The sequence below is a fragment of the Vibrio neptunius genome, assembly GCA_019339365.1.
GTDB lineage: Bacteria > Pseudomonadota > Gammaproteobacteria > Enterobacterales > Vibrionaceae > Vibrio > Vibrio neptunius.
In genome coordinates, this window is sequence record CP079860.1 from 1,269,023 (window position 1) to 1,282,224 (window position 13,202).

Here is a 13,202-nt window from a genome sequence, read left to right on the forward strand (position 1 = left end):
CTGGGTAAACCACATAAAAAGTGCGACCCAGAGCGCTATCAATATCGCCCCTATTTTTAAAACCTTAGCCATCAATTTGTCCTTCTAAATCAATTCAGTAAGGCTTGGCGCGTGTTATCAAGATGTTTGCAACACCCAGAAGTAAGCGGTGTCATTATCATCTTGTATCGGCCCGGGCATTGTCTCGCCTTGTTTGAGAGAGATAACGTCCGAAGAAAGGTTCGATTGCCATTCCCCTGTTGTTGGGCACATTGTTTCTGGAAATGCGACTTGAATAGACGGTAAATTAGCCTGCAGTATCAACTTATCAAAACCTTGTTTACGTGCTTCTGCTACCCAATCTTTAGGGTAATAAAGCAAATGGTTGTAACCGCTATCATCCAAATCAAACAACAAGGTGACCATGGCTGCCTCTAACGCCCAGTATCCAAAAAAGTTAGCAATAGGTCTCTTATGTCTTCCGTACCAATAACAATCTTTCATGCCTTTATACCAGCCACGAAGGTACGCTTTTATGCTTTCTTCGCGCTCTTGTTTGCTTGGTTGCAGTGGACCCGTTTTTATCGCGTTATACAAATGCTGGTAACTTTTGGGAAAGACCAGTGCCTCTTCAGTATTATCGGGGATACCATGTACATTAAATAAACGAAAAAGCTGGGCCATACAGGCTTCACCACTCACTTCTGGTGATGTGCCGTACATGCGTACTATGGTAGATAGATACTCTGTTTTGCCCGTTAGCGCGACAAAACTTAAGCACCATAGCAAGAATTGAAAGGAGTCTTGTTCCCAGAAAAGCAAATTTTCATCATTGAAATCGGATTTATGTCTTTGTAATTCTCTCAGAGCAATGTCAGATAAAATGTTCACCTCGTCAAGCTTATTACCTGCTGAATAGTTTAAAAGTGCTCTTTGGAACCGAGAACTAACCATAGACCAACTTATACGAACCCTGTGAGTTAACTCTTTATTATTATCTTTTAAAAGATCATACCTATACGAATCGTCTTCACAAAAAAAATCGTTCAATTCTTCATATTCAGCATACTCTAATAACGGTTCTCTATGTATTTTTTCGAAATCTGCAACTTTCAACTTCATAGCTCTACAATACCTATCGCTTTTGCATTCTTATCCAATTGGCTTACGTTCACCACACTGCCCGACGAATCAACAATCATTAACCATCTTTGATAGCCCTCATCTTCAATATCTCTGCGAATTTTGGAAGGTACTTCATCGTCCAGCCTATCTAAAATCCATCTATCACTCATCTGTTTCGCAGATTTATAGCCTTTGCTGCCTTTCGTTGTAGTCAACATGGTATCTCTTGCGATACCATCGCGATCAACGTATTTTCCAGTTTCAGTTCGGTACTTAGTTTCAGTAACAACATAGGGCGGCGGCGGATTAGTATTTTGGTAGATACCATCAATACCTCGCCCACGAGGTTTGTCGGTCATTTTCAGATTGGGTCGTTATTGAAAATGCCCAGCAAATACTGGGCATAAAATGTAAGGCTTGGAACGTGTTATCAAGATGTTTGCAACACCCAGAAGTAAGCGGTGTCATTATCATCTTGTATCGGCCCGGGCATTGTCTCGCCTTGTTTGAGAGAGATAACGTCCGAAGAAAGGTTCGATTGCCATTCCCCTGTTGTTGGGCACATTGTTTCTGGAAATGCGACTTGAATAGACGGTAAATTAGCCTGCAGTATCAACTTATCAAAACCTTGTTTACGTGCCTCTGCTACCCAATCTTTAGGGTAATAAAGCAAATGGTTGTAACCGCTATCATCCAAATCAAACAACAAGGTGACCATGGCTGCCTCTAACGCCCAGTATCCAAAAAAGTTAGCGACAGGTCTCTTATGTCTTCCGTACCAATAACAATCTTTCATGCCTTTATACCAACCACGAAGGTAAGTTTTAACGCTTTCTTCGCGCTCTTTTTACTTGGTTCGAACGGCCCTGTTTTTATTGCGTTATACAAATGCTGGTAACTTTTAGGGAAGACCAGTGCCTCTTCAGTATTATCGGGGATACCATGCACATTAAATAAACGAAAAGCTGGGCCATACAGGCTTCACCACTCACTTCTGGCGATGTGCCATATAGGCGAGTAATGGTTGATAGATACTCTGTTTTGCCCGTTAGCGCGACAAAACTTAAACACCATAACAAGAACTGAAAGGAGTCGGGTTCCCAGAAATAAAAAGTTTCATCAGGGAATTCATTTTTGTGTTTATCTAGATTTTTTAGCGCGAGTTCAGTAAGAGCATTCACTTCTTCTATGCGTAGTCCTCCTGAATAGCGCAAAATGGCATTTTCATATCGATTCAAGGCCAAATCCCAACTAATTCCTGAACGGTGACCCAATTCTTCAGATACGTCATTTTTAATCTTATGAAAATCTTCATCTTGATAAAAATCCTCTAAATTTTCTTTTAGTTCTATGTAAGCATCTAGTGTTAGAAGAGGATCTCTACGCTTTTTAGTAAAGTTGTGTTCAGTTAAATTCATATCTTTACGTTTCCTTGTGCTTTAGCGTTTTTATCAAGCTTGGTGATATTAATTACTTTTCCTGATTCATCTACAATCATCAACCATCTCTCATATTTTTTCTTTTTAATGTCATTGAGTGTTTTGTAATCGATCTCTTCTGATAATCGTGGCTTTATCCATCGATCACTCATTTGCTTTGCGGGAGGGAAACTAATACCATTGACCTTACTACCTTTAGTCGTACTAAGCATTGTATCTTTCGCAATACCATCGCCATCAATGTACTTTCCTGCTTCTGTTCGGTATTTAGTTTCGGTGACAACATAAGGCGGTGGAGGATTGGAATTTTGATAAACCCCATCAATACCTCGCCCACGAGGTTTGTCGGTCATTTTCAGATTGGGTCGTTATTGAAAATGCCCAGCAAATGCTGGGCATAAAATGTAAGGCTTGGCGCGTGTTATCAAGATGTTTGCAACACCCAGAAGTAAGCGGTGTCATTATCATCTTGTATCGGCCCGGGCATTGTCTCGCCTTGTTTGAGAGAGATAACGTCTGAAGAAAGGTTCGATTGCCATTCCCCTGTTGTTGGGCACATTGTTTCTGGAAATGCGACTTGAATAGACGGTAAATTAGCCTGCAGTATCAACTTATCAAAACCTTGCTTACGTGCCTCTGCTACCCAATCTTTAGGGTAATAAGGCAAGTGGTTATAACTGCTATCATCCAAGTTAAACAACAAAGTCACCATAGCGGCTTCCAGTGACCAATAACCAAAAAACGTTGGAAAACGTGCTTTGTGTCTATTATGCCAATAACAATCCTTCATGCCTTTATACCAGCCACGAAGGTACGCTTTTATGCTTTCTTCGCGCTCTTGTTTGCTTGGTTGCAGTGGACCCGTTTTTATCGCGTTATACAAATGCTGGTAACTTTTGGGAAAGACCAATGCCTCTTCAGTATTATCGGGGATACCATGTACATTAAATAAACGAAAAAGCTGGGCCATACAGGCTTCACCACTCACTTCTGGTGATGTGCCGTACATGCGTACTATGGTAGATAGATACTCTGTCTTTCCTGTTAACGCCACAAAACTTAAACACCATAATAAGAACTGGAAAGAATCAGGTTCCCAAAACAAGTAGGACTTATGGGGAAAATCAATTTTGTGTCTTTCTAATTCTTTTAAGGCGACCTCGGTTAGATCCAATACACTTTCCATCGATTGTCCACTAGAGTAACTCAATATGGCGTGTTCAAAGCAATTGAGCGTTATACTCCAGCTTATCCTAGATCGATTTGTAAGACTTTTTGTTGGCTCTTTCATCTTTTCCAAACGAGGGGTTTTATCCTTACTGAAATAATTATTGACTTCATCATATACACTCAACTCGAGTAATGGGTCTCGTCTAGACTGGGCAAACTTCATTTCATTTATATTCATATAGCCACCTTTTCGAGAGTTTTTGCATGCTCATCTAATTTTGCAATGCTAATCACTTTTCCTGAATCATTAACTATCATCAACCAACGCTCAAAATCCATGTCTAAGATATCTTCTGCCCCTTCAAGTCCTAGCTCATCAATTAAACGTGGCTCAATCCACCCATCACTCATTTGCTTTGCGGGAGGGTAGCTAATACCATTGACCTTACTACCTTTAGTCGTACTAAGCATTGTATCTTTCGCGATACCATCGCCATCAATGTATTTTCCAGCCTTAGTTCGATACTTAGTTTCAGTAACAACATAGGGCGGCGGCGGATTAGTATTTTGGTAGATACCATCAATACCTCGCCCACGAGGTTTGTCGGTCATCTTTCTAACTTGCCGGTGTTCAGGTAACAAGTTAATAAAGCCTCGCGCTTTCATATGGTGATCGCTAATAATCTCACCATATAGCCCTTTTTGGGTGTTTTTCATCGAACGAATGATATGGGGATCAATCTGAGCAACGCTATCATCAAGTCTATGGATGGATTTCGTATCGGCTAACGCCTTGTGAGGTCGTTCCAGATTCTTGATGAGTTTTTTTAGCGCAAGCTCAAGGTCTTCTAATTTATAAATAGCTTCTTTTAACGCCTTGGGAAACATCTTATCTGCTTGGGTTCGCACATACTGCATGCTTCCGAGGGCACCTTCCATCCACGTAATTACTTCATCCGGTGCAAGTGATTTCAGTTTTGCTATTAGCCCTTTAAACGTATGAATCACTTCATCAAACAGGTTAAGTAGTGTACGGGTAGATAGCATGCTTTTAATGCTATTAAGTTTTTCAACCACATCTTTAAGGACTGATGGTACGCTGATATTTCCTAGAACCTTTTGTACTTTTGGGTCCAGCAAAAATGTATTGATCGGTTTTATTGAAAGCCCCAGCGCTTTTCCCATATCTCCGCCAGACTTACGCACAAAAAGAAATATTATCTTTAGAACCCCTTTAACAGCGGAACCTAAGGTGGGGATTAAACCTATCAAGGTAATAACCAAAGCCACCCAAGCCCAGCTATCTTCCGGCTCTTCATGTATTCTTCGGCAGTTGGCGACCAAATCTCGACAGTCTAGGATTTGGTCAACGATTGGGATGAGCCCCAATAGGGCATTCGCGGCAATTTGCCCCGTAGACATGTCTTCATTGAAGTCGCCTTGCAAGGCTTGCCAAATCCATTCAACACTTGCCGATGCAGCAGCAGAAAGTTGCTGGGCTTTTTCTTTAATGAACCCTTCGGCATTGCCTACCGCTTGTTCTAAGTTGTCATAGAGCGCTGCAAAAATATCATTACCTAACATGTCTGGCTCCTTTACAACTTATCGATATTGTTCAACAGGTTCGAAATTGGCTCTCGAGCAAGATCTTGGTAGGTTTCTTCTGGCTCATAATAAACCTCGACATAGCCATCCGTAGGTTTGTTTAAACGCGCATATCCATCGGAATCAAGCGTCCCTGTTAACCGAGAACCGTCTGAAAAGACTGCGCGATAAGGGACGTTTGGTATGGGCACGAGTTCGCTACTTTGATAGAAAAACTCCAAGAATCGCTCAGGAGCCGGCCTGCTCTTGCGGACCAACGATGGGCTATCGACGCTATTTTTCTTCGCTGAACTAGGGTTCATATTTACCTTGGCACCCTTAACGCTGATGTCAGACGCACCGTCAACCGTTACGCTTGTGCCATATAAATGTATGTTCCCGTCATTTTTTAGTAATAAACCTGCAGCACCAACTTGTAATCGAATTTCGTCTGAGCTGATCACAGCCGTTTGTCCATCGGACTTGATAGATGTATTGCTCCCCACTCTAACCGTCAAATGCTGCCCTATATTTTGGTTGTCGTCCCCACCGACATCAATCGAACGTGACTGCCAGATCTCTTGAGACAGGTCGCCATCAACCAATAGTTGATCGTTTTTCCCAATGAGGGTTTTCTGGTCATATTGCGTTTTTATCCTGTGGTTATTCGCGACTTTTTTGCTAAGGCTTGCGTTGTAGAAAGCGGCAACATCCTCAATGACTTCTTCAGTAAAAGTCTGCTTGGTTACCGAAGTCTTGTGACCATCAATCTGTTCTTTACGGTCACCGAAGATGTTGTTTTCTTGGTTTCGGCCCACTTTCAGCTCTTCATCGTTACCTATATCTCGGTAACGGTTATTGAGCACTGTGGTCTTCATGTCTTTCTGAGCACGAAGATGCACCTCTTGTTGGTCATTCTCATCCTCAAAATACATTTCGTTGTAACCGTCCGCCTTATGGCTTTGGGTGCGAAAAACGGTGCGGGTTTTATGCTTTGGCAACTCATAAGGTGGAGTATGCAAACCGTTATACACCGCGCCTGTCACAAGCGGTCTATCGGGATCGCCTTCTAAGAAGGTTACCACCACTTCGTGGCCGATACGCGGCAGAGACACTGCCCCCCAGTGAGGGGCGGCCATCGACTGGCTGACGCGTAGCCAGCATGAGCTGTGCTCATCACTTTGCCCGTAGCGATCCCAGTGAAATTGGACTTTAATTCGCCCCAGCTTGTCGGTGTGGATTTCTTCCTCTTCAGGGCCTACCACGACCGCCGTTTGCGGCCCTTCAATAACCGGCGGCGCGATTTTCGGTGCACGAAAGGTCACATCTCGCGGCAGGCAGACAAACTGATTTCGATACTGGGTGGGCGCCTCCGAGCTTTCTTCTTCATGCACGCGAGGGTTCTCTCCAAGGTGCACCACGGAGAGTATTAGGTAATCACGATTTATCGCTGAGCGTGGATGCTCGCTTATCTCAAAACCCACCCCCGACGCTAAGCGCATAATATTGCTGGAAGCGTATGTTTGCTGACTGGCCACCACGTATTCTGCCATCCACTCTTTGCTCCGCTCGATACCAGTATCGTGCGAGGTGTAGCGCCCATGGGAGTCAAACCGTTGTAAATCTGTGTTCGCCCCGTTTTGGGCGGTGGTATGCAGCGGTACGGTTGGGGTGAGGTAGTGGTAATCACTGTAGCTCACCTCACTGGTGAGGGTTCGGTGGACTTGCTCTAGCTCGAAAATATGCTCTCTATCGGCAACACCGCCGCCGTGTGCGTGAAACTGGACGGGCCCAAGATAGGACGCGTTCTGATGCGTGCTTATCAGCTCAGGAATGGCATCATTGCTGTCGACAATCACCATGGTATGCGCGCTATCGCTGTGCTCGAAGTAGAACCATAAGCCATGTTCGGCCAACAGGCGTTCGACAAAGTGATGGTCACTTTCTCGGTATTGGAGCACGTAGTCTTTGTTTTGATAGTGAGCCGTCAGTTCAAAGCGGTAATCGTGCATCCCTGCTTCATCAAAGACGTGTCGGAGAATGTCGGGGGCGGTCTTGTTTTGAAAGATTCGGCAGTCTTGGCGTTGGGTCAAAAACCACAGCTGCGGTACTAGGGTAATCTGATAGCGAGAGTAACGCCGACCCGTGCCCAAGTATAAGAGTTCAGAAATGCTGCCGTGAAACTGGCGAGCCCTCGCTGTCCCTTGACCAAAGAGACTCAGCACGCCGTTTTTTCTGCCCAATGTATCAAAGGCAATGCCCTCACTCTCTGATAACACCGTCAGACTGATTTCAAAACAGGTAGACAGGGCTTCCTTGACACAAAAACTTTCTACTTTGAACCTTCCTACAACATCGGAGACCTCAAAGGTAAAATCAATATCATTCGCCATACAGTTTCACTCTTGTGAAGAGAATTTATCATCTGCAATAAAACTACATGCATATCAGTTGAATGAACTGTACCAAGCTAGTTAGAGAACGCCACCTTGCAAAAGTAAGGTACAAGCCGCGAGTTAGGCTGAGGAATAAACTAAATGGGTAGCGTTAGTATCTAAAATGGTGGGTGATAAGGCGGTTTGGTTAGTGAAATGCACTGATATTGTCTTTGGCTGACAATATGGCTTTTGCGGTGCAGTTTACATTGTTTGATATCGAATACTCAGATTATCAGATGCTTTTTTGGGTCGATGTCGTGTTTTTATGCCCAAGCTTTATAATGGCATTGCAGTACGGAAAAACAGCCTCCGGCCATTAGCCAGAATATTTAATCAAAAGTTCTATAATAGTATCCAGTTCTTGTTTCGCACGCCCTTCAAGTGGGTACCCGATATTGATTCTCACACAATCGGAGTAGAGGTCGAGGGTGGTAAAGAGATGCCCGAGGCGGATATCAATGTTATGAGTATCGATTTCGCTCTGTAGCTGTTGACTGCTCAGCCCCGGAGCTTGTATCCACAGCACCATCCCGCCTTTTGGGTTGCTGATCTTTATGTGATCTGGCAATTGAGTGGTGAGGTAGTCGAGATAGTCTTTTCTTAGCGAAAGTAGTTTTTGTTTTCTGCGTCTTAGTTGCTTGGCGTACTGGCCGGAATCAATGAAGTCAGCCACGGCCAGCTGAACCGGAGTCGAAACCCCATAGCAACTGGCGCCAAACTGACCTTGATATATAGACTGATAACGCCCAGGCAAGCACCAGCCCAATCGATAACTCGGAGACAAACTCTTTGAAACAGACCCACACCAGAGAATGTAGCCGGCTTGATCGTAATATTTTGCGGGCAGAGGTGTATGGTCAGAGTAAGAGAGTTCTAGGTAAACATCGTCTTCTATCACAGGGATCTGGTATTGATTTGCCAGTTGTGCCAGTGTTTGTTTTTGCTTGGCCGACATGCTGATCCCCTGTGGGTTCATATGAGAAGTACAGAAGATGCCCGCTTTAATATTGCCTTGCTTACAGTGTGTTTCCAGCTGTGCTAAATCGATCCCGTCATCTAAAGAAGGAATTTCGACAATTTTTCGCGCCATCTGGCCCAGTAAATCGATGATGCCGTTAAAGCAGGGTGAGCTGATCGCGATGGCATCACCTTGCTCGGTGCATGACTCTATCGCGGCTTTTATCGCTGACATACAACCTGCTGTGACGACAAGATCATTGGCAGAAAAATGCACGCCCACTTTAGAAAAGTGAGTCGACAGTGCCTGACGCAGCAGAGGTTCTCCCTGAACATCTGGGTAGTGATTGAGTCGATCACCCATTCGCCGCAGTGCTCGACGAAAACTGCGTTCCAGCTCTGTCACAGCTTGTTGATCGCCAGCGGTACTGGAAACACCTAATGGGCCTCGCAGTGCAGAATGTACGGAATTGAAGTTGCGGACTGTTGATACGGTGCTGACAAACTGTTTGAGATCGGGTGTCTGATGGGAGTGCTGGCGAGGTGCGACGAAGTAACCCGCTTGAGGGCGTGACTGGATCCAGCCTTGTGATTCCAGCTCTTGATAGCAACTAACGGCGGTCGACATACTGACAGAGTGCTGCTGTGAGAGTTGACGCAAAGAGGGCATTTTGTCCCCTTCACGCAGCTTAGCGTGTTGAATATCTTCAATAAATTGATTGGCTAACTGCTTATAAATACTCATCATCATGGCAACTGTACTGGTTTTTATTTAAAAAATTGTATCTGTATCCCTTTTTGCTCGCAAGCGATACTCGCATTCACAGAATGAATGGAGGGATAACAATGAAAAAAAATGACCTATTACTGGCCGTATTTGTTATGGCTATTTGGGGATTTAACTTCTCAATGATCAAGATGGGGATCACCAGCGTTCACCCATTGATTGCGACAGCCGCCCGTTTCGCGCTCGCGGTGATCCCGGCGATCTTTTTTATCGCTAGACCGAATGTGGCTTGGCGCTATTTAGTTAGCTATGGATTAGTGTTTGGCGTCGGGATTTGGGGGATGGCGTCCTGGTCGATTACTGCGGGTTTGTCTTCCGGAATGTCTTCGGTTTTGCTGTCGAGCAATGTCGTGATAGGCATGGCGGTGGGGCTTTTAGTCTTTAGAGAAAAATCGTCATCTGGAAAATTGATGGGCGCTTTGCTGGCGATGGTCGCATTACTGGTGCTGGTGTCTGCGACCAATGGCAATATTACTGCTTCAGGCCTGATGCTGATTATGATTGCGGCAATCAGTTGGACACTAATGGGGGTCATCGTGAAGGCTTCCAAAACCAAGCAAGCTTTTGCATTTAATGTATGGGGAATGTTGTTTGCGCCTGTCCCGCTAGTGTTGTTCGCGATGGCGTTGCACGGCGAACATATCCTTTGGCAAGCCTATGAGAATTGGGATATGAGTACGACAATTGCGGTGACTTTTCAGGCTTACCCAACCACCTTATTTGGTTACTGGGTCTGGAATCGAATGCTGATTAAGTACCCGTTAAGTACCGCAGCACCTTTGACCTTGCTTGTTCCGGTCTTTGCTTTAATCAGTGGCTATTTCATGTATGACGAAGTGCTCTCTGTGCCTCAAGTGATCGCCAGTGCCTTGTTTCTAATCGGCATCGGTTTGATTGTAAGACCTCAATCACAGGCTCGTTTAGCTGTGGGTACTTGTGCTAAGTCTTTGTGAAGGCGGATTTTTTATGAATAAATAGGCTGTTTTTCTCTTTCGGCTGTTGCCGGCAGGACAGATTAACAGTCTACTTCTGTTGAGGCCTGTGTTAGCATTTACGTGATGAATCTCACAAATAAATGACAAAATTGTGAGAGCGATACATGCTGTTTGCTCGCATTCAGCCTCAATATAAGTGAATTTTACATGTCTAATATGACTCAGGCAGTCAACCGAGCACAAACCTGTCTCCTTGATTGCACTGACCGTCCGGCTACTTCCCCCTCACTCAACTTTGTTCAAAAACTTCAACTTAACAACCCGGTTTTCTGGTTGAGTGGAAGTTTTCTGATTGGTTTCGTGATGCTGGCAATCCTTGATACACCTTTGCTGACAAAGTGGGTAAACGGTGGCTTTTCTTACGCGATTGAGTACTTTGGTGCTTATTGGCAGGTGCTGTTGTTACTTAATTTTGTGATTGGCCTTTATCTGGCGATATCGCGCACCGGGTGTGTACGTTTAGGTGGCTTATCGACACCGGATCTCGATTGTTTTAAATGGCTATCTATTATCTTATGTACTCTGCTCGCGGGTGGCGGTGTATTTTGGGCGGCTGCTGAGCCGATTGCACATTTTGTAACGGCCCCTCCTTTCTTCGGTCAAGCGTCGCCTAAATCCGCTGCACTCAATGCTTTATCACAATCGTTTATGCACTGGGGATTTTTAGCTTGGGCCATACTGGGCTGTTTATCATCCGTGGTGTTAATGCACCTCCACTATGACAAAGGTTTACCTCTGAAGCCGCGTACACTGGTTTATCCGATTTTTGGCGATAAGGCGATTCACGGTTGGATCGGTGATTTGGTCGACGCGTGCTGCATCATTGCTGTCGCTGCGGGCACAGTCGGGCCGATCGGGTTTTTAGGTCTGCAAATTAGCTATGCGTTGAATGCGCTGTTTGCCATTCCCGATACGTTTGTGACACAAACAATGGTCGTCTTGTTAGCGATGGTTACCTATACGCTATCTGCATTGAGTGGTGTCAGTAAGGGTATCCAACTCATCAGTCGGTACAACATTATCCTGTCAGCAGCTCTAATTGGTTTTATTCTGGTGTTTGGCCCTACCAACTTTATTGTCGACGGCTACCTTCAAGGCGTAGGTCGCTTGGTGGATAACTTCGTTCCTATGGCATTATATCGTGGTGATGCAGGGTGGCTGAGCTGGTGGACCGTGTTCTTTTGGGGATGGTTTATTGGCTACGGCCCGATGATGGCGATTTTTATCGCGAGAATTTCCCGAGGAAGAACCATTCGACAGTTGATTCTATCTATCAGTATCGCAGCGCCTTTGATTACTTGTTTTTGGTTTAGCATTGTGGGGGGCAGTGGGTTAGCTTTTGAACTCAGTCATCCAGGTTCTATCTCTGCAGCTTTTGAAGGGTTCAATTTGCCCGCTGTTCTTCTTGCGATTACTAGTCAGCTGCCTTATCCAACTGTTATTGCTGTGCTCTTTCTGATCCTGACAACGACTTTTATTGTCACTACGGGCGACTCAATGACTTATACGATTAGCTCAGTGATAAGCGGAGAAGAAAACCCCAATAAAGTGATGCGCAGTTTTTGGGGGTAATGATGAGTATGGTTGCTATTGCTCTTATCGCATTGGGTGATGGTGGTATTTCCTCATTGCAGTCGTTTATTGTGATTACTGCGGTACCAGTATCATTCGTTCTGCTACCCGCTTTGTGGCAGGGACCAAAAGTGGCGCATAAAATGGCGGTAGAACAAGGTTTGGCATAATTTAAAATGCCAGATAAGAGACCGAGCCAGTTCACAGGCTCGGTTTTTTATTGCTCGCATTAAGTAGGTCGATCCGGTCGTTATCGATGGCGGTATGTTGTGTAACATTTGACTGACGGATTGGAGCATTGATGCCAACCGTAAAAAGTCAGCAAAAAATCTAAGCAGCTCTTTTCCATGGTATTTGTATGGTTATTATTGGCTCTAATCACATTGCAATTGCATATTGCGATTTGTTTTGCAATATGCAACTTACAATATGCACTTAATGGATATTATCCTATGTTTTCGCTTAAATCTTATCGCGGTTAGCGCTTTCTCACTTGGCATGTAAATTGTAAATCACTTGTTAATATTGAGTTGCCTGTTGGGTGGTGGGGTTTTTAAGCAGAGCCTCTTGAGAGCAAGTCTTCATAACAAATGCTTTTGATAATAATCTGTTAACGAGTCTTTACCTGTTGTCTTGATGGAGCAAAATCAGTTCAGAATACTCGATGTCCGCGGCATAAAAATGAATACGCCGGCTCAGGACACAACCGTGATGGGAGCCATAAATGGAAATGATTGAACTCGTGTATGTCAGTAAAGCGGTTCAACGGCTTGAGCAAGAGCAATTGGAACAGATTCTGTCCAAGGCACGTAAAAATAACACCAACAACGACATTACCGGCCTTCTGTTGTACGACGGCTACGGGACCTTTATTCAAGTATTAGAGGGGCCAGAAGACAGCGTTGAGTCCTTGTTTCTCAAGATAAAGACAGACACTCGACATACCAATATCAACCGTATTGGTTTTCATCATATACGTACTCGCAGTTTCCCTGATTGGAAAATGGGTTTTAAAGTGCTTGATCAGCACCTTGATTCATCATTTGCTGGCTTTAGTGACTTTCTGGAGCACAAAGAAGACCCTAAATATTTAGTGGAACACAAAAGCTTTGCCATGCGAATGATCAAGCATTTCGTTAACAAGGATTGAAGGGAG

The 13,202-nt window shown here is 44.5% G+C and carries 11 protein-coding genes and 1 pseudogene; 3 read left to right on the forward strand and 9 right to left on the reverse strand.

The window, feature by feature from the left end; genetic code table 11:
- Positions 1–117: 117 nt before the first annotated feature.
- From KW548_22565 to KW548_22605, 9 genes are all read right to left on the reverse strand, one after another.
- Complete coding sequence (locus KW548_22565; GenBank protein QXX08414.1) at positions 118–1,101, reverse strand: DUF1911 domain-containing protein; 984 nt, start codon at positions 1,099–1,101, stop codon at positions 118–120.
- Positions 1,098–1,463 carry a hypothetical protein gene (locus tag KW548_22570; GenBank protein QXX08415.1) on the reverse strand — a complete coding sequence of 122 codons (366 nt, stop codon included), beginning with the start codon at positions 1,461–1,463 and terminating at the stop codon, positions 1,098–1,100. The genes KW548_22565 and KW548_22570 overlap by 4 nt, the downstream gene beginning before the upstream one ends.
- 71 nt (positions 1,464–1,534) lie before the next feature.
- Positions 1,535–1,900, reverse strand: coding sequence for a DUF1911 domain-containing protein (locus KW548_22575; protein ID QXX09508.1), 366 nt, complete (start codon positions 1,898–1,900; stop codon positions 1,535–1,537).
- A gap of 76 nt (positions 1,901–1,976) precedes the next feature.
- Positions 1,977–2,522, reverse strand: coding sequence for a DUF1910 domain-containing protein (locus KW548_22580; protein QXX08416.1), 546 nt, complete (start codon positions 2,520–2,522; stop codon positions 1,977–1,979).
- Positions 2,519–2,896: a hypothetical protein gene (locus KW548_22585; protein QXX08417.1), complete on the reverse strand. Its 378-nt coding sequence runs from the start codon at positions 2,894–2,896 to the stop codon at positions 2,519–2,521. Before KW548_22585 ends, KW548_22580 begins: the two co-directional genes overlap by 4 nt.
- Positions 2,897–2,967: 71 nt before the next feature.
- The gene (locus KW548_22590; protein ID QXX08418.1) at positions 2,968–3,951 is read right to left on the reverse strand and encodes a DUF1911 domain-containing protein; all 984 of its coding nucleotides are present in this window, start codon (positions 3,949–3,951) and stop codon (positions 2,968–2,970) included.
- Entirely contained in the window at positions 3,948–5,297 is a 1,350-nt protein-coding gene (locus KW548_22595) for a hypothetical protein (protein QXX08419.1), read from the reverse strand. The genes KW548_22590 and KW548_22595 overlap by 4 nt, the downstream gene beginning before the upstream one ends.
- Positions 5,298–5,308: 11 nt before the next feature.
- Positions 5,309–7,690 (reverse strand): type VI secretion system tip protein VgrG, encoded by a 2,382-nt coding sequence (gene vgrG, locus KW548_22600; protein QXX08420.1) that lies wholly within the window; start codon positions 7,688–7,690, stop codon positions 5,309–5,311.
- A gap of 361 nt (positions 7,691–8,051) precedes the next feature.
- A complete protein-coding gene (locus tag KW548_22605; protein QXX09509.1) occupies positions 8,052–9,437 on the reverse strand; it encodes a PLP-dependent aminotransferase family protein in 1,386 nt (461 codons plus the stop codon).
- Between the two features lie 101 nt (positions 9,438–9,538).
- On the opposite strand from KW548_22605, the gene KW548_22610 reads away from it, so the two are divergent.
- The 3 genes and pseudogenes from KW548_22610 (at position 9,539) to KW548_22620 (ending at position 13,196) form a co-directional block, all read left to right on the forward strand.
- Complete coding sequence (locus KW548_22610) at positions 9,539–10,432, forward strand: EamA family transporter (protein ID QXX08421.1); 894 nt, start codon at positions 9,539–9,541, stop codon at positions 10,430–10,432.
- Positions 10,433–10,621: 189 nt separating this feature from the next.
- Positions 10,622–12,216: pseudogene (locus KW548_22615) on the forward strand (BCCT family transporter).
- A gap of 554 nt (positions 12,217–12,770) precedes the next feature.
- Positions 12,771–13,196 (forward strand): BLUF domain-containing protein, encoded by a 426-nt coding sequence (locus tag KW548_22620; GenBank protein QXX08422.1) that lies wholly within the window; start codon positions 12,771–12,773, stop codon positions 13,194–13,196.
- Positions 13,197–13,202: the final 6 nt, after the last annotated feature.